The 18,152-nt window shown below is 55.5% G+C and carries 15 protein-coding genes and 1 tRNA gene; 8 read left to right on the forward strand and 8 right to left on the reverse strand.

The window, feature by feature from the left end; all coding sequences use genetic code 11:
* Positions 1-49: 49 nt before the first annotated feature.
* A complete protein-coding gene (gene accD, locus AC2TCY_RS10900) occupies positions 50-982 on the forward strand; it encodes an acetyl-CoA carboxylase, carboxyltransferase subunit beta (protein WP_480847427.1) in 933 nt (310 codons plus the stop codon).
* Positions 979-2,253 carry a bifunctional folylpolyglutamate synthase/dihydrofolate synthase gene (locus AC2TCY_RS10905; protein ID WP_480847428.1) on the forward strand — a complete coding sequence of 425 codons (1,275 nt, stop codon included), beginning with the start codon at positions 979-981 and terminating at the stop codon, positions 2,251-2,253. The genes accD and AC2TCY_RS10905 overlap by 4 nt, the downstream gene beginning before the upstream one ends.
* Positions 2,254-2,312: 59 nt before the next feature.
* On the opposite strand, the gene zapE is transcribed toward AC2TCY_RS10905, so the two are convergent.
* Entirely contained in the window at positions 2,313-3,371 is a 1,059-nt protein-coding gene (gene zapE, locus AC2TCY_RS10910) for a cell division protein ZapE (protein WP_480847504.1), read from the reverse strand.
* 145 nt (positions 3,372-3,516) lie between these two features.
* Between zapE and AC2TCY_RS10915 the strand changes: the two genes are divergently transcribed.
* On the forward strand, positions 3,517-4,755 hold the full coding sequence (locus AC2TCY_RS10915; protein ID WP_480847429.1) for an MFS transporter: 1,239 nt from the start codon (positions 3,517-3,519) through the stop codon (positions 4,753-4,755).
* A 56-nt stretch (positions 4,756-4,811) separates the two neighbouring features.
* Here the strand turns inward: AC2TCY_RS10915 and AC2TCY_RS10920 are convergent, their stop codons facing one another.
* The 6 genes from AC2TCY_RS10920 to AC2TCY_RS10945 all read right to left on the reverse strand — a co-directional run bounded on the left by AC2TCY_RS10920 (position 4,812) and on the right by AC2TCY_RS10945 (position 11,968).
* Complete coding sequence (locus AC2TCY_RS10920) at positions 4,812-6,848, reverse strand: bifunctional aldolase/short-chain dehydrogenase (protein WP_480847430.1); 2,037 nt, start codon at positions 6,846-6,848, stop codon at positions 4,812-4,814.
* Between the two features lie 54 nt (positions 6,849-6,902).
* Positions 6,903-7,997 carry an S-methyl-5-thioribose-1-phosphate isomerase gene (mtnA, locus tag AC2TCY_RS10925; protein WP_480847431.1) on the reverse strand — a complete coding sequence of 365 codons (1,095 nt, stop codon included), beginning with the start codon at positions 7,995-7,997 and terminating at the stop codon, positions 6,903-6,905.
* Positions 7,998-8,188: 191 nt separating this feature from the next.
* Positions 8,189-8,644 (reverse strand): YaiI/YqxD family protein, encoded by a 456-nt coding sequence (locus tag AC2TCY_RS10930; RefSeq protein WP_480847432.1) that lies wholly within the window; start codon positions 8,642-8,644, stop codon positions 8,189-8,191.
* The gene (gene sthA, locus AC2TCY_RS10935; RefSeq protein ID WP_480847434.1) at positions 8,641-10,098 is read right to left on the reverse strand and encodes a Si-specific NAD(P)(+) transhydrogenase; all 1,458 of its coding nucleotides are present in this window, start codon (positions 10,096-10,098) and stop codon (positions 8,641-8,643) included. Before sthA ends, AC2TCY_RS10930 begins: the two co-directional genes overlap by 4 nt.
* Positions 10,099-10,101: 3 nt before the next feature.
* Positions 10,102-10,935 (reverse strand): S-formylglutathione hydrolase, encoded by an 834-nt coding sequence (fghA, locus tag AC2TCY_RS10940; protein WP_480847435.1) that lies wholly within the window; start codon positions 10,933-10,935, stop codon positions 10,102-10,104.
* Positions 10,936-11,038: 103 nt separating this feature from the next.
* The gene (locus tag AC2TCY_RS10945; RefSeq protein ID WP_480847437.1) at positions 11,039-11,968 is read right to left on the reverse strand and encodes an AEC family transporter; all 930 of its coding nucleotides are present in this window, start codon (positions 11,966-11,968) and stop codon (positions 11,039-11,041) included.
* A gap of 178 nt (positions 11,969-12,146) precedes the next feature.
* On the opposite strand from AC2TCY_RS10945, the gene AC2TCY_RS10950 reads away from it, so the two are divergent.
* The gene (locus AC2TCY_RS10950) at positions 12,147-12,764 is read left to right on the forward strand and encodes a TetR/AcrR family transcriptional regulator (RefSeq protein ID WP_480847439.1); all 618 of its coding nucleotides are present in this window, start codon (positions 12,147-12,149) and stop codon (positions 12,762-12,764) included.
* A gap of 11 nt (positions 12,765-12,775) precedes the next feature.
* Here AC2TCY_RS10950 and AC2TCY_RS10955 read toward each other — a convergent pair.
* Positions 12,776-12,860: transfer RNA gene (locus AC2TCY_RS10955), tRNA-Leu, on the reverse strand.
* 726 nt (positions 12,861-13,586) lie between these two features.
* Here AC2TCY_RS10955 and AC2TCY_RS10960 point away from each other — a divergent pair.
* Genes AC2TCY_RS10960 through AC2TCY_RS10975 form a run of 4 tightly spaced genes read left to right on the forward strand, consistent with a single transcriptional unit; the run spans position 13,587 to position 18,147 of the window.
* Complete coding sequence (locus AC2TCY_RS10960) at positions 13,587-14,015, forward strand: hypothetical protein (protein ID WP_480847441.1); 429 nt, start codon at positions 13,587-13,589, stop codon at positions 14,013-14,015.
* A gap of 2 nt (positions 14,016-14,017) precedes the next feature.
* The gene (locus AC2TCY_RS10965) at positions 14,018-16,030 is read left to right on the forward strand and encodes a dynamin family protein (protein WP_480847443.1); all 2,013 of its coding nucleotides are present in this window, start codon (positions 14,018-14,020) and stop codon (positions 16,028-16,030) included.
* A gap of 8 nt (positions 16,031-16,038) precedes the next feature.
* Positions 16,039-17,694, forward strand: coding sequence for a dynamin family protein (locus tag AC2TCY_RS10970; RefSeq protein WP_480847444.1), 1,656 nt, complete (start codon positions 16,039-16,041; stop codon positions 17,692-17,694).
* 51 nt (positions 17,695-17,745) lie between these two features.
* Positions 17,746-18,147, forward strand: a complete 402-nt coding sequence (locus tag AC2TCY_RS10975) for a hypothetical protein (protein ID WP_480847446.1) — start codon at positions 17,746-17,748, stop codon at positions 18,145-18,147.
* Positions 18,148-18,152: the final 5 nt, after the last annotated feature.

The following is an 18,152-nucleotide window of genomic DNA, read 5'->3' on the forward strand; positions in this document are numbered from 1 at the left end:
TGCCGTTGCGTCTTATTTGACGTCAACGCCGTATTAGCAAGGTTCCGACATGAACTGGATCACAAACTACGTCCGCCCCCGGATCAACTCGATCTTCTCGCGCCGGGAAGTGCCCGAAAATCTTTGGCACAAATGTGACGAGTGCGGAACGATGCTGTTCCATCGCGAATTGGCAGAAAACCAGAATGTCTGCACCCAGTGTGATCATCACATGGCGATCACCCCGAGGGACCGTTTCAGTCATTTGTTCGATGGCGGTATTTTTACCGAAGTAAATGTACCCGCCCCAAAAGACGATCCCCTGCTATTCCGTGATCAGAAGAAGTACCCTGACCGGATGAAGGCCGCGCAGAAAAAAACCGGCGAAAAAGAGGCGATGCTGGTTGCATCTGGCGAGATCGGCCGCACACCGATCGTGGCCGCCGCACAGGATTTCTCGTTCATGGGCGGGTCGATGGGCATGTATGTCGGCAATGCCATAATTGCCGCCGCGCAAGAGGCGGTTAAACTGAAGCGTCCCTTGATCCTGTTTTCGGCCGCTGGTGGCGCGCGCATGCAGGAAGGCATCCTAAGCCTGATGCAAATGCCGCGCACAACCGTCGCTGTCGAGATGCTGAAAGAAGCCAATCTGCCTTACATCGTTGTACTTACTCACCCCACGACAGGTGGTGTGACAGCGTCTTATGCGATGTTGGGAGACGTGCATATTTCGGAACCCAATGCGCTGATCTGCTTTGCGGGCCCCCGCGTGATAGAGCAGACCATTCGTGAAAAACTGCCCGAAGGGTTCCAGCGTGCCGAATACCTTCTGGATCACGGTATGTTGGACCGGGTCACCAAACGCACGGAGATGCGGGAAGAGTTGATCACCATCACACGCATGCTGATGAACCAACCGCCCGCAGTCAAAGGCGACTTGCCCGCACCCGATCCTGAAAACGCTGCGGACGAAGCACCTTCCGAAAAAACGGGCGAAAAATGACCACCCAATCCTCGGACGTCATCCTGGACCGGATGATGGCACTGCATCCAAAGATCATTGACCTGACTTTGGATCGTGTTTGGCGTTTGCTGGCCGCTCTGGACAACCCGCAGATCAAACTACCGCCGGTTATTCATGTCGCTGGTACAAATGGCAAAGGTTCTACCCAGGCGATGATCCGAGCAGGGCTCGAAGGGGCAGGGCTGAGCGCTCATGCCTATACTTCGCCGCATCTCGCCCGGTTTCACGAACGTATCCGGCTGGCCGGAGATCTGATTTCGGAACCAGATCTGACCGCAGTTCTGGATGAATGCTACGCGGCCAATGGTGGTGAGAACATCACCTATTTTGAGATTACGACCTGCGCGGCCCTGCTGGCATTCACCCGGGTGAATGCAGATTATACTCTTCTTGAGGTTGGTCTGGGCGGCCGCCTTGACGCCACCAACGTGATCAGCGACCCCGCGGTCACGGTGATCACGCCGATATCGATCGACCACGAACAGTTTCTCGGCGACACACTTGGCAAGATTGCGGCGGAAAAGGCGGGTATCATCAAACCCGGCGTACCCTGCATTGTCGGCCCGCAGCAGGACGAGGCGCTGGAGGTCATCGAATACACCGCCGCGCGCCTCGGAGCGCCCCTTTTGATACACGGCCAGCATTGGCATGTGAATGAAGAGAACGGAAGACTGGTCTATCAGGACGAAACCGGCCTTCGCGACTTGCCGTTGCCCAATCTGCTGGGCGCGCATCAGATCCAGAATGCTGGCGCCGCTCTGGCCGTTCTGCGTCACCTCGAAATTGGTGATGAAGCGTATGAGGCTGCCGTCAGCAAAGCTGAATGGCCCGCCCGGATGCAGCGATTGAAAACTGGACCGCTTGTGGAACAAGCTCCGCAAGCCGAACTCTGGCTGGATGGTGGCCACAACGCTGCCGCCGGAGAAGCATTGGCTGAAGTGCTTTCAAAACTGCCCAACCGCCCAACCCACATGATCTGCGGGATGCTGAACACAAAAGATGTAACCGGCTATCTGGCGCCATTGGCCCAACAGGCCCTAAGCCTGACGGCGGTATCAATTCCAGGTGAGGCCAACACACTCAGTGCAGAAGAAACTGCAGCGGCCGCTGGAAATGTGAATCTTACCGCAACAACCGCAGCCAGTGTTTCAAACGCGTTGTCATCGATTCTTGCCGAAACCCCGGACGCAAGGGTTTTGATCTGTGGTTCCCTCTATCTGGCTGGAAACATCCTGCGCGAGAACGGGTAGAACTCCTAATTGAGTATCCCTTGCTAGTTTACGGCTGACAGTGATGGCAGCGAAGCCCGCTACTTCCCCCAATCCTTATCCTGCATTTCACGCAGGCGAGACGCAGTCCGTTCGAATTCAAATGTCCCTTCACCTTCGACATACAGCATTTCGGGCTCAGCTGCAGCGGAACAGATCAGCCGAACACCTGCCTCGTACAGTGCATCAATCAAGGTCACGAACCGTTTCGCTTCATTGAAATTATTCCGCGACAGGCGGGGAATGTCCTCTAACACCAGAACTTTGACGGCCTCAGCGACCGCAAGGTAGTCAGCGGGCCCCAACATGCGGCCGCACAGGTCATAAAACGTCGCGCGCGCTACTCCGTTTCGGAAAGCCGGCAGTTCAACCTCGCGCCCGTTTACCTTCAACCCCAGAGGTTCCGCAGGGCCGCCGGACAGGTCCGCCCAGACCGCCCTGATCTTTGCCCGCGCTTCGGGTCCAATCGGAGAAAAGTACACCGGAGAACCCGCGAGCCGGTTTTGCCGGTAATCTGTAGGCGAGACCAACTCCTTCACTTCAAGTTGCTCCTTGATGTGGTGAATGAAGGGCAGGAACAACTGTCGGTTCAGCCCATCCTTATACAGGTCGTCCGGATGGCGGTTCGAAGTCGTAATCACCACAACCCCGCCTTTATGCACCATGTCAAACAACCGCCCGACGATCATCGCATCGGTGATGTCCGTAATTTGCATCTCGTCAAAGGCCAGCAGCCGAACCGACTTGACCACCCGCTCGGCCACCGGAGCCAAGGCGTCTTCCACACCTTCTTCGCGGGCTTTGTGTAGACCTGAGTGAATCTCTTGCATGAAGGCATGAAAATGAACACGTCGGGCCGGGATATCACCCAAAGACTCGACGAACATATCCATCAACATTGACTTGCCGCGCCCTACACCTCCCCAAAGGTACAGCCCCTTGGGTGGGGGCGGTGCCTTTCGAAACAGCCCGCGCTTAACCGGAGCAGCCAGAGCGGAGCGAATACGTTCGAATTCGGGAAGAACCGCCTCCTGCGCGTCGTCACGCGTCAGAGTGCCATCCGCGATACGAGTCTCATAAAGCGAAATCAAATCCGTCATATCCGAGGCATAGCGTTCGCTCTGCACCTTGAAAAGCAGACAATCCAATCGAGCATCAAATTTGGTTAACCGTGACCGCAAAACTCCTGAATTGACGCTTTCGACATTCCCGTTAGTGTCCCGTTGGACCCAAAGCGGAGGCTCCATGTTGCCATCGGCTCGTTTGCTTAACCCGGTTCTGATCGTTGGATGTATCATAATCACGGTCAGTTTTGCCGTTCGTGCATCCTTCGGCGTCTTCCAGATTCCCATTGCCGATGAATTTGGTTGGCTTCGCACCGATTTTTCCCTTGCGATTGCAATTCAGAACCTTGCATGGGGCATTGGGCAACCAATTTTTGCGGCTATCGCGGAAAAAGTCGGAGACCGTCGGGCGATTGTTCTGGGCGCTTTGACATATGCTGCGGGCATGGTCCTGTCTGCTTGGTCGGTCACGCCCTTTGGCCATCAGATGTACGCTTGGCTAGTGGGTTTCGGTATCGCAGGTACAGGGTTCGGTGTCGTGCTGGCAGTGGTAGGGCGCGCGTCTTCCGATCAGAACCGATCAATGTCACTTGCGATCGTTACGGCCGCAGGCAGCATTGGTCAGGTGATTGGTGCACCGGCTGCGGAATGGTTGCTCAGCTTTTTGCCCTGGCAACAGGTCTTCATCATCTTCGCCGTTGCCATTCTCGCGCTGATCCTGACGCTGCCGTTTATGCGGTCTCCGCAACAGGTCACCCAGACCGAGCTGGCAGAAGGCATGAGCCAGATTCTAGGGAAAGCGTTACGTGATCCGTCATATACTCTAATTTTTCTGGGCTTTTTTAGTTGCGGCTATCAATTGGGTTTTGTCACGGCCCATTTTCCGGCTTTCGTGACCGAAATGTGCGGCCCGATCCAGCCCGGCGGAGCGCTGCATTCCATCGGCATCACCACCACGTCTGCCTTAGGGGCTCTTTCGATTTCACTGATTGGGCTGGCCAATATTGCCGGAACACTACTTGCAGGGTGGGCCGGAAATCGCTTTCCCAAGAAATACCTGCTGGCTTCAATTTACACCGGCAGAACGATCGCAGCGGCGGCATTCATCGTCTTTCCGATCACTCCGGTCTCAGTGATAGCATTTTCGCTCGTCATGGGCTCGCTGTGGCTGGCCACAGTCCCTCTGACTTCGGGACTGGTCGCGCACCTCTATGGGATTCGCTATATGGGTACGCTTTACGGCATCATTTTCTTAAGCCACCAGATCGGCAGTTTTCTGGGCGTCTGGCTGGGCGGGCGTTTGTATGATCAATATGGTGACTACACGATGGTGTGGTGGATTGGCATCGCCATCGGTGCGTTCAGCGCCATCGTTCACTTGCCCATTCGCGAGAGCCAACCCGCGGCGGTTGCGGCCTGAAAATAACACTCTTCCAGCCCAAACAACCGCCACACTGAGATGCGCAACATACAGGCCTAGCGCAGTTCCGCTTCGGTGTTTCCTCCATCGACCGTCATGATGTGACCGGTTGTGCGCTCCATCAATGCGAGCGCCACAAAGGCGTCGGCAACGTGAACCGCCTCTACCTCGCGGCCCAAAAGATTTCCTTCCATATATTTTGCCTCAGTAACACCCCGTGCATCGGCGCGTTCTTTAATGAAGTCATCTGTTAGCAGGCCCGAGCGGATTCTGTCGGCATTCACACCATTCACACGGACTCCGAACTCGGCCAGCTCCAACGTAAGTTGTCGCAAAAGGAACATCGTCGCGGCCTTTGGCGTGCCGTAGGCGCCCATATTCCGTCCCGGATTGATCGCTTGCTTGGAAATGTTGAACAATACCTGCCCACCACGACACTGCGCTTGCATCACGCGCGCGGCATTCAGGGCAAAGTTTTTGTGGGCGAAAAAGTTCAGTTCGAATGCAGCCCGAAAGTCCTTGTCATCAAGCTCCATCATCGCGCCACCGGTTGCTGAACCCGCGTTGGACACAAGAATATCGAGCCCGCCAAACCGATGAATGGCAGCTTCCATCGCTGCTTGCGCGGCACCATCTTCGGTAATATCGCAAGCGAATGACGCGTGCCAGGGGCCAAGATCTTCGACAGCCTGCGCCAAAGCCTCCTCATCTCGGTCTACCAACAAAACATTGGCGCCCTTGCCGGCAAAAGCTTTGGCTGTTGCAAAGCCAATTGCTCCGGCGCCACCCGTGACCATCGCGATCCTACCTTGGAAAGGCGGCGGCGTACTCTTGCCAAGCTTTGCCTGTTCCAGAGACCAGTATTCGCAATCAAACTGATCTTTTTCACCCAACGGAAAAAAACCGCCTGCGTCTTCTCCGACCGCGCGTACTCTCAGGTTTTGTTCGGCCAAGTCCGAAGCAATCGACGCAGCCTTGGCGTTCGGGCCCATACCAACAATGCCAATTCCTTCGATCCAGGCGTGTTTTGGATCGGTCGACAGAATTTTCTTGGGCTCATCTGCCTGCGCAGCCTGCCGTTCGAAATAGTCGCTGTACGTAGCAGCAAACTCTTCCACTTTTTCCCTTAGCCGCGCACGCCCGCCGGACAAGTCTGCCGCTCGCAGCACCAGCGGGCAACCTTTCGTGCGCAATACATGGTCCGGAGAGGCCATGCCGCGTGCTGCCAGTGCCTCCAAGTCCGGGCGCTTGAAAAATTCTATAACCTCCGAGCAGTTGCGCAGATCGAATACCGGCATCGGATCGTCGCGACCTGCCGATGTCTCGGCAATGACGCCTCGAAGCACTGGTAGAATATCCAAGTTCACAGCCGGATCGCGAATGCCCAAAGGGGTCAGGTCGTTCATGCCAAAATAGGCCGCCACTTCGTTGGTATGCGCCACGATCTTGTCGTAGCTCTCCTTCGCGGTCTGTCCAAACGTGAAGTGGCCATGTTGCAACAACAAAAGCCCTTCAACTTCCGGGTTCTCCTCGAATACTTCGGCAGCTTTTTTCGCCAGCCCGAACCCTGGCATGATATACGGCACGATGCCTAAACGGTCGCCAAAAATCTCGCGGCAGATTTCGGTCGCGTTGGGAAGGTTTGCCAAGACAAGAAACGGAGTGGCGTGCGTGTGATCTACATATTTGTGAGGCAGGAACGCGTGCAAAAGAGTTTCAACTGAAGGGTTCGGTGAGCCCGAGTCCAGCAGGTTGGCACGTTGGACGTTTACCATGTCGAAATCCGACAGCTGGTTCAGCGCACGCAATTTCATCAGGGGGTCCAGCCAAACACCTGGCAGACCCGGAGCCTGGATTGTATCCAGATCCCAACCAGAGCCCTTCACGTGAAGGACCCGCTGAGGTTCGCCAAAAAGATCAGGACGTTCCAGTTTGACTGATGTGTTTCCTCCGCCATGCATCAACAGATCGGGATTTTTCCCGATCAGCCGAGAGGTATATACACGTTCACCCAGCTCCTGATCAGCAGGGTCGGAACCCGCATCACGTCGCCATTTTTGCGCGTCTTCGGGATCATACCAGTTTTCAATCATTGTTCTTGCCTTATGAGATCCGGCGACGTTTCCCGGATGTATCTTAACAAAGTGTTAACCGGCCCGGTCCGGAAACAGTGCAGCCAGCCCCTCGGCTGATGCGTCACAGACACCGCGTTCGGTAATCAGGCCCGTCACGAGCCGATTGGGCGTAACGTCGAAGGCAGGATTTCCACCTTCGGTCCCTTCGGGCGTGACCCGAACATCCGCAACACGGCCCTTGCCGCCAACACCCAGAACATGCGTAACCTCACGCTGATCGCGTTCCTCGATCGGAATTTCGGCCACGCCATCACGAACAGTCCAGTCGATGGTCGGGGAGGGCAGGGCGACATAAAACGGCACGCCGTTGTCACGGGCAGCCAGGGCTTTCAGATAGGTACCTATTTTGTTGCACACATCCCCTTGCGCGGTTGTTCTGTCCGTCCCGGTGATCACAGCGTCAACCAGCCCGTGCTGCATCAAGTGCCCGCCGGCATTGTCCACGATATAGCGGTGCGGGATTCCGTGTTCTCCAAGTTCCCAAGACGTCAGAGCACCCTGATTACGCGGTCGGGTTTCGTCGACCCAAACTTCAACCTGAATACCTGCCTCGTGTGCGTGATACATGGGGCTGGTTGCCGTTCCCCAATCCACCGTCGCCAGCCACCCGGCATTGCAATGGGTCAATAGGCGCACGGGCTCACCTGCGGGCTTGTCAGCCGCAATTTTCTTGATGAGTTCCAGACCATGTCGACCGATCCCGGCATTGATCTCGACATCTTCGTCTGCAATTTCCTGTGCGAGTTTCCAGGCGTGATCAGCCCGATCTCCCACCGCCAATGGCATCAGTGCTTCGCGACATCGGTCAAGCGCCCAGCGAAGGTTTATTGCTGTCGGGCGCGTGGCGTTCAGTACCTTATAGGCGGTATCGAATGAACCATCCGAGCTATCGCGGGCCATTTGCTCGGCAATCCCAAATGCGGCTGTTGCCCCAATAAGCGGCGCGCCTCGGACCCACATATCCCGGATCGCGGCTGCAAACTCATCCAGCGTTTTGAGAGTCACTATTCGGAATTCATGCGGCAACCACCGCTGATCAATTATTCGGACTTCGCCTGCTGCCTTGTCCCACCAAATCGAACGGTAATGATCGCCCTTCACTTTCATAGTGTGATCTCCCAAATCGAGTGTACATGTTCCGACATTTTCGACGTCACCTCCGGTTTCGAAGACAATTTGCCGACCTTCTCCGGAATTCTTTGGTATCGTAAATGCTTTTGACCGCAATTCGAGTGTTTCGATTGTGGGCGAGTTGCGCAAGTAAAAGGTGGGCTTGAAGTCTCTTGAATTATGAGAGGTTATCCTCTTTTGGCTGCCCGTATTTCCCGCTCAAGCGCATCCAGAAAACGGGAGCGATCGGTTTTACCAAATGGTTTCCCACCGCCACCGGCACCCAACGGATTGGCGGCGCGCAGATCAGCCATCAAATCGCGCATCGCAAGTTGCTGGCCGATATTTGCGGCCGTAAAGGCCTCGCCGTTCGGACGCAGAACACGGGCTCCTGTTTCGACGCATTTTGCGGCGAGGGGAATGTCCGACGTCACGACCACATCGCCCGTGCCGCAGCGTTCAGCGATCCACTTGTCTGCCTCGTCTGCGCCTTCTGCGACGATAACCACTTGAACCAACGGATTTGGCGACGGGCGCAGCCCGCCATTGGAAACCAAGGCCATCGGGACTTTGTGCCGAGTGGCCACCCGCTCGGCCTCGGTCTTGACCGGGCAGGCATCGCCATCGACATACAGGGTCGTCACGCGCTTTTTGCCTCTTTCTTGGCAGGTGTGGCGGCCTTCTTTTTTACTTTGAACTCGTCCGGGATTGGCATCCGGTTGAAGGCGTCCAGACCGGCAATTTTATAGGCCTCGGCCAATGTCGGGTAGTTGAACGTATTCTGGACAAAGTAATCGACCGTGCCCTTCAGGTTCAGAACGGCCTGCGCGATGTGAATCAGCTCGGTCGCGCCTTCACCCACGATCTGCACGCCCAGGACCCTTCTGGTTTTTAGCGAGAACAGCATTTTCAGCATGCCGTGCTCCAGTCCCATGATATGCCCGCGCGAAGTTTCGCGGAACCGCGCCACGCCGACCTCGTAGGGTATGCCCCGTTCCTGCAACTCTTCTTCGGACATCCCGCAGGTTGAGATTTCCGGCACCGAATAGATACCGTAGGGATACCAGGGACTTTCGGGCAGAGTGGGGGTTTCAAGCGCGTGGCAGGCAGCCACACGGCCTTGCTGTAGGGAAGTCGATGCCAGCGACGGGTGCCCGATCACGTCTCCGGTGGCGTAAATATGCGGAACTGAAGTCTGATAGGTTTTCCGATCGACAGTGATGCGGTTGCGGTGATCGGTTTCAATACCTACCGCCTGCAGATTCAGAGTCGAGGTCGCTCCCATACGGCCCGCCGCGAACAAAAGCATTTCAGCCCGCACATGGCGTCCATTGTCCAACGTAATTTCGACGTGGCCGCCGGCGTCTTCGATTTTTTCCACGGCGGCACCCAACCGCAAGTCTACTCCATTTTCGCGGATCTGATGGGTGAAATCGTGGATCAGCGTTTTGTCGATGAAATCGAGAAACGTCTCGCGTGGTTCTATCAGTGTCACCCGCACGTCCAATGCCGAGAACATGGTGGCATATTCCACACCAATAACACCTGCGCCAATTACGCAAAGCGAACGGGGGATTTCGTCCATCTCGAGGAAATCGTCCCCATCAACAACCGTCTTGTCGTTGAATGGAACGTAGTCAGGCCGATATGTCTTGGTTCCGGTAGCGATCAGGAACTTGGACGCCGTCAGGCGGGTGGATTCACCTGCATCCGTAGCCACCTCGACCTCGTGCGGACCAATGAATTTGGCCAGGCCATTCAGCGTTTCCACGTGGTTTCGGTTGAACTGGTGTTCCAGAACATCGACCTCGTGGTCGAGCGTCATGTGCAGTCGTGCTTTCAGATCCTCGGCATGGATTTGGTCCTTAACCCGGTAAGACCGCCCGTAAAAGCTGCGCTCGCGCCAGCCGGACAGGTTCAACACTGTTTCCCGCAGGGTTTTGGACGGGATTGTCCCAGTGTGCACTGACACACCGCCGAAGCGGTCCTGACGGTCGATGACCAAAACCCTTCGCTGTAGCTTTCCTGCCTGAATGGCCGCGGACCGGCCTGAGGGGCCGGAACCGATGATAATCAGGTCATAGTCGTATTTGCTCATGCCTCAGTCTCCGTACAGCACTTCGGCATGGAAGGACACGTGGTCTTCCATGAAGGTCGAGATGAAGAAATAGGAGTGGTCATAGCCGGGCTGCATCCGGAATGTCGCTTGTTGGCGACGTTCCGCAATGGCACCTGCCAATGACTCGGGGCGCAGAAGATCAATGAACTGATCACTGGTGCCGGTGTCGATCAGGATCGAGCCGTCAAAACCCTTTTCCTTCATCAACAGGGAGGAATCGTGTCTGACCCAAGTTGCCTCATCATCACCCAGATATGCACTTAACTGCTTGCGGCCCCACTCGGTGTTTGTTGGATTCGAAATGGGAGCAAAGGCCGAGACCGATCGGAATCGCCCCGGCAGGTTCATCGCAAGGGTCAGCGCACCGTGGCCGCCCATGGAATGGCCGGTGATCGACTGTCGGTCCGAATCAATGGCAAAACTCTGGGCCAGCAGCGCGGGGAGTTCCTCGGCTACATAATCCCACATCTGAAAATGCGGTGCCCACGGATCTTGAGTTGCGTTTACGTAAAATCCGGCACCCTGGCCCAGGTCATAATCCTCGTGATCCGCCACGCCTTCGCCGCGTGGCGAGGTGTCGGGAAAGACCAGCGCGATACCCTGTTCAGCAGCCCAACTTTGCGCGCCAGCCTTGGTCATGGCGTTTTCGTGGGTGCAGGTCAGGCCAGACAGATACCACAAAACAGGAACCGGGCCGTCCTTGGCCTCGGCCGGCAGAAACAGCCCAAAGGTCATATCGCATTTGCAGGCAGAAGAGGTATGGCGGTAAACGCCCTGCACGCCTCCGAAACAGGCATTTTCCGAAAGGGTTTCCATCTGGTTTTATCCTTGCAATGGGTTTGTGCCATGGCTAACGGCCCGCAAGCCTGAGGTAAAGTCTATGGGCCTTCGGTGCGCTCTTTTGTCGAAAAGGTGAAGGTCAGGGGGTGCCGACCCAGCCGATCACCAGCGGAACGGTCAGAATGCTTGCTATTGTCGACAGCAGAATTGCTGCAGACGCGCGCTGAGGCGCCACCCCGTAATGGGCCGCCAGCATATATACATTGCCCGCCACCGGCAGGGCCGCCGCAGCTATGACCACCATCGCAGGAAACGTGGCGATCGGGATCAGCCAAAGCACCATCAAGGCAACACAAAGCGGATGAATGACTAGTTTGCAAAGGCTCAGCCACGCCGCGATCTGAACACGCTCGGCGGATTTGCCTGCCAGTGATGCACCAATGGCAAAAAGCGCCCCGGGTGTGGCAGCTCCGCCCAGGATTGTCAGAAAGTCGCCAAGCGGTGGCGGAACCGGAATACGCAGAGCCGACCAGATCAACCCAGAGGAGATGGAAAGGATCATCGGGTTCTTCAACAAGCCGATACCGATTTGACGAAGGGTTGCAACGGTCAAACGCCCGTCACGGCCACCGTTGATCAGGATCACGATCAGCGACGAAAACACCACCAGATCAACTGTCAGCACCAACATTACTGGTCCAATTGCAGCTTCGGTAAACAACAGCGCCAACATTGGTAGCCCCAGGAACCCGACATTTCCAATGGCGGCGCATTGGGCCTCGACTGCAGCCGTAGGAATATCCAGTCCACGCAGATTGGCGACCAGTGTCGCCAAGGCGTAAACTCCTGCTGTGCCAATCAGATAGCCGACAACCAATCGTCCATTGAAGATATCGGCGAAGGGCAGGGTGGCCGAAAAGCGAAAAAGCATCGCAGACAGGGCAAAATAGAAAACGAACTTGGTCAGGTATGCCGTGGCTTCCTGTGGAAAAAACCTACTGCGCCCGGCCCAGTATCCCAGGCCGATTATCGCGAAGAAGGGCAGGGTGCGCAGAAAAATCTCGACCATCGGCGAAGTCGTATCACGGTTTGCGACGACCGCAAGCCTTTGGTCCAGAGCCGCCCTGCGTAGGCTGACAGTGCATTTTATGGGAGCGCGGGATTGTCACACGCGCAACATTGTGCGAATCGTTGAAACTAAACCAATCGGTTTATAAATTCAGTAAAACACCACGCAAGGAGATGACATGACCCAAGCCGCCACGATTCTGCGTACAGGACGGAAGTTCGATCAGGTTTTGCGTGGCGCGCGAGAGGTGTTCATGGCGGATGGGTTTGAAGGGGCGAGTGTCGATGACATCGCACGCGCCGCTGGCGTATCCAAGGCGACTCTGTACAGTTATTTCCCGGATAAGCGTCTGCTGTTCGTGGAAGTAGCACAAACCGAATGCAGCCGAATGGCCGACCGTGTGATCTCGATGGTTGACGAGACAAAGCCTGCGCGTGAAGTTCTGATGATCACAGCGACTCAGCTTGCTGCATTTCTTGTTTCAGATTTTGCACAGCAAGTCTTTCGCGTCTGCGTTGCTGAACGTGACCGCTTTCCTGAACTGGGGCAGGCATTTTACCAGGCAGGGCCCAAGAACGGGCAGTGTCACATGGCAGCCTATCTGGAAAAAGCCGTTGCCAATGGCGAATTGCAAATCGAAGACGTGCAGATTGCTGCCGCTCAATTGTCAGAATTGTGCAAGGTCCGCATATGGAATCGCGCAGCTTTTGGGATTCAGACGGATTTTTCACAAGAAGAGATCAATGAGGTTGCCCAGCAAGCCGTAGACATGTTCATGGCGCGTTACGGCGTTTGACAGACATTCTGTGGTGCGGGTGGAGGGACTTGAACCCCCACGCCTTGCGGCGCCAGAACCTAAATCTGGTGCGTCTACCAATTTCGCCACACCCGCAACCTGATGCCATGGCATCGGAATGTCGCGCTCAATAGCAAAGCTTGCCTTGGAGCGCGAGAGGTAAAATCAGTCTAACGGAAAGATTGTTGCAAGTGGTTTCGCACCCGGTAAGGCGTGTGCTTAGTCAAAGGCCAGGCTGGCACTGGTTGAGGCGGCGGGCCACTGTGTGTTCACTGGCCAGTGAGACTGGCAATTCAAACTGCGTTGAGCGAACTAAATTAAAATTTGATAACAGAATGGCTAATGGACTTAATTCACCCAATCGATGTTTCCATTTTGGAAACGATGAGGCGTATTTGATGCCAAATAATAAACACGCAAACGTTGAGTGTCCGAGTGCCGACCGCATACACCTTAAGTTGGCCTGCGAGAATGCAGCCGTAACTGCTTCACAGTGATCTTGTGCTGAGTGTGTTAATTAAGTGAGCATTTTCAGTAACTAGCTTGAATACTTCATCGCGGAACAACGTCGGGGTTTGCGAGCCAGCCAAGTGAAAATTAACCCGCTCCCTGCTCCACTCAACCAAATTTCTCGCTTAGGTTGAGGCAATACTATGCAGGCGCCACCTTATTTGCGCCACATTTCAAACGCCAAAAAATCTTATTCGCGTCAAATTAAGACCGTGGTGATCGTAATTGATGGAGCACCAGGAGTTAATGAGTCTTTTCGCCACCTGGCAATGTACGAGTTTTAGCTCAACTCCAGTAGCAAGGGTCTCTGTCGTGACCAATCAGATATATTCCGCTGCCTCCGAGCAAGACGCTGTTGATCTTGCACGTGAAAGTTTTGTTGGCGAGCTGAAAACCCTAAACAGCCAGCATCCTGGCACCGGGTTCGGCATCGCACTAAAAACCCACTCGGGTAATCGTTACCTGTTGGCCAATGCCCGCATGCCATTGCCTGCCAACAATTCTCAGGACTTCCCGACCGGGCGCCGCGTGGCGAGCCTGGAGAATGGCGAACACTTCAGCTCAATCGAAGTCCTGGCAGATTCGTTCGCTTACGAATCGATCTCGCCGAAAACCGAGGCGGCAATTCTGGGCAATGCGTTGGATCTGATCGCTCGGATCGACATGTTGCCGGGTAACCCCATCGGCGGTCTGCCGGAAAATAAACAGGTCCACATGGCCGCAACAGGAACCGGAGGCTGACAATGGCGCGCAACGACCACCTTCTGTCCGTAGGAAACGAATCCCTGACCCCGATGACCGAGGCGATGGGTTCGTTGACGACTCAGATCGACCAGCTGACAGAGGTGGCGGATGCACGTTCCTCAGCGCGTCTGGCGACGCTCAAAACGCGTATGGAGAATTTCACCGCCAACGTCACGCTGGTGGGGCAGGTCAAGGCCGGAAAGTCCTCGATTGTGAATATACTGGCGGGCCGACCCAACCTGTTGCCATCAGATGTTAACCCCTGGACGTCCGTTGTGACGACGCTGAACATCAATACGCGCACGCAGAGCGATACCCGATCCAAGTTTACCTTTTTTGAGCAGGAAGAGTGGGACAATCTGATGGTTGGTGGTGGTCGCCTTGGCGAGCTGGCCAACCGCGCGGGCGCCGATGACGAAATGGACGACATCCGGCGGCAGATTGGCGAAATGAAGGCAAAGTCTGAAGACCGGCTGGGCAAGCATTTCGATCTGATCCTGGGACAAAGTCACCAGTATGACTATTTCGATGAAGAACTGATCCAGCGGTATGTTTGCCTAGGCGACGAGGACGATCCTGATATCAACCCCAAAACCGGTCGTTTCGCCGACGTGACCAAGTCTGCGGAATTGTACATGGACATTCCGCAGTATCCCATCGCGTTGAAACTGTGCGATACACCCGGCGTGAACGACACGTTCATGGTTCGCGAACAGATCACGTTGCGTAGTCTGCGCGGGTCCGAAGTCTGCATTGTCGTTTTGGCGGCCAGCCAGGCTCTGACGACCATGGATATGGCGTTGATGCGGATCATCGCGCAGTTCGAGAACCGCCAGATCATTCTTTTCGTGAACCGAATTGACGAGCTGTCGGACCCTGTAAATCAGGTACCCGAGATCCGCGACCGGATCCAGGACACGCTGAAACAGAACAACATCGACACCGATACCAGCATTGTTTTCGGCAGTGCACAATGGGCCGAAGCTGCTCTGACAGGCAATCCGGACATCCTGACCGAGGAGTCGCGTCAAGCGCTGAATACCTTCTATCTGGCCGCCGGTTTTGGTGATCAGGCCGCTTCGCTTGACAAGATCTGGGCGCTGTCGGGCCTACCGGATTTACTGCTCGCGATGAATGAGCGCATCGCCGAGGGGGCAGGAAACCGTCTGCTGGATCGCGTTCGTCATCGCGCACGCAACATCGCCAGTCAAATTCGTGCCACCGCCGTTGCAAAAACCCTGGCTGATGGCGAAGGCGTTGTGCGGAATCTGGACGGAATTTCACCGGATGAAGCGATTGCGACCGTAGCCGCCGAGTATGAAAAGAAGGTGGCCGATCTGACTACCGCATTGCGCAGCAAGGTACTGGAGCGATTGAATTCTGCCGAGGCCAACTTTGTCAAACGCGCGACGGACTCGCTGATTGCACATCTCGAACAGAATGGAGAAGAAGGGACCTGGCAGTACGATCCTGCTGGCCTGCGAACCTTGCAAAAGGCAGCCTATTTCAGCTTTGCGCGGTCGATGCGCAAAGAAGCTGGCTCGCTTTACTCTGCCGCGGCTGCCGATGTCGGTGCGCTGTATCACAAACTTCTGGGAAACCACCTGGGTGAATTCAGCATCGAAGCCCCGATCGTCCCTCGCGTACCGCCGCCGTTGGGCATTGGCCGCACAATTGCACTGGACCTGCAAAGCACGTGGTGGCGACGCTGGTGGCAGAAGCGGAAAGGGTTCGAAGCTTACGCCGCAGATTACACTCGTCTGATCGCATCCGAGGCAAATTCGATCACCAAAGACATCGAGGAGAACCAGATCGCAGCCGTTCTGGAAAATGTCCGGGCCACATTGGCGGATTTCATGCGCGAGCAAAAGGAAACCCTTTTGAACATTTCGCAGTCTGCCGAGAACGACCCGGCCAGGACTTCGGAATTGATGGCCGGATTGCAGCCGCAAAAGTCGCGCGATGACATTCTGGGCGACATCCTCAAAGACCTCAGCAACGAAGCAGCATAAGAAGAGTTATGGTAAAAGATTTTCAACCCCGCTTCGTCTCTCCTAAAGCATGGGAACGCATCGAGCAGTGGTCCCGCCGCAAACCTGTCTTTGCGCTTATGGGAGAATTCAGTGCCGGCAAATCGACACTGATGAACTTTCTCTTGCGCAAGCAGGCATTGCCCACACAGGTCACGGCAACGCAACTGCCGCCCATCTGGTTCAGTTGGGGACGACGGCCTGCTTACATCAAACGCCACGATGGCAGCACGCAGACGATCGAGCTGGATCAACTGGATACGGTTGGCGTGAACGATGCACAGTTTGTCCGCATTTTTCTGGAAGCGGACATTCTCGAGGCTGTAGATCTGATCGACACGCCCGGTATTTCCGACCCAAAAATATCGACTGATGTTTGGCGACGTGCGGTTGGTCAGGCCAACGGTGTATTGTGGTGTACGCATTCGACACAAGCCTGGAGGGAAACCGAACGGGCGACTTGGGTGGCCTTGCCAGAACGGCTGCAGAACAATTCTCTGTTGCTGGTGACCCGGGCAGACGCGCTGAATCAGAAAGACCGGCAAAAAGTCCTGCGTCGGGTGAACCGCGAAGCTGGCCACCTGTTTAACCGTTCGATCCTGTTTTCGGCCCGTGACGCAATAATTGCCCGCGACAAAACTGGCGACGCGGAAATGTGGGCCCGCAGCGGCGGCGGTAAGATGGTCGACAGTTTCCTGGAGATCACCGAACAGATAATGGACAATCGCGCGAATATGCTTGCCCGGTATCAGATCGACAAATCCATGGCGGGTGGTGCCAGAGTGCAGCCCATTCGGCCAACCAGTAGCGCTGATTCTGAAGTATCAACACTGAAACTGGTTGAAAGAGTCGATCCGGAACCTGCAGATCAAGATGTCGTTACAAACTTCCCTGTCCGTCCAGCGCGCGTTGAGCGGAGGGAAGAAGACACGGGTCGTTCGCGCATTGACGCGGAAGAGGCCGAGAAGCTGCGTGCGGAAATGGTGCCTGAGGTTGATGAATCCGGCGACGAACTGCGCGCGTATTTTAAGGATACATCTGATGACCCGTTGGATCTGAACGTTCTGGCGCGTCCTGGGGATGACGTGGATGAATTCGAGTTTCTTGGTGACGAAGATCAAGATGACGAACCTGAATTAATCGTCATCGCGGCAGAAGAAACGGATGTATCCGCAGACGCAGAGATCATGCCGCATGACTCGGAGACAGATGCCAAAGAAACTGGATCGGATATCGAAACATCGGTCTCTTCAATCACGGCGTTACTGGCCGAGCAGTCTCAGAACACCGATCAGGAGTACGAGCCAGAACCGGAATCGAATGCCCTTACAGGTGACCATGTTGTTTCAATGGTCAGCGAAGAAAACGAGCAATCGGTGAATACAACCCTGGTCGACGAGGCCGCTCCGGAGCTGACAAACTTGCTGAACGTGCCTGCCGGTGTTCCGCTCAGCGCGTCGGATATGTGGCACGAGGTTGTTGCGAACGAAGAACTGCCCGAAGATGCCAAAGGTCTGCAAAGCGTATTTGCAGCATTTTTGACCGAGTTCGATCAGATCGCTCGGGAACACAGCAACGGCAGCGAGAAAGAGCGTCCAATCCCGAAGCTCAAGGAAAATGGCGGAGCAGATTGGCATGTACTGTAACAGCCCTGCCCCTAGGTTTTTTTGTATTAGGTTATTCGAACGAGTCGAGAGATGACGATAGACGTAGCCTTGTCCTCTGCCATGAAGACCATACCCGACTGCATCGCAGCCGGGTATGTCGATATGGAGACCGGAATGTTGCTGGGGCTGCGGGTAGCAGAGGCTGAACATTCTGAAGTACTGGAGAACTTAGCGCTGGCCGTTGCGAATCTGTTTCAGGGCCGTGGCGTCATTGCCTTTGAAGGACTGTTGCGTGCAGCGGGTTCAGATGGGGCCGATCATCCGGGATTTGGGGAGATCGCGGTGTTTTCGGACAACCGGCTACACATCTTTCTGCGAACGCGGCAATATCCTGATCATGTGATCTGTTACATTTGCCGAGACAGTGCCAATGTCGGTTTGGCACTGACAAAATCGCATCTAAGCCTTGGGCCGGTGGCAGAGGCAGTTTAGACGGG

The organism is Ruegeria sp. HKCCD7181 (genome assembly GCF_057221055.1).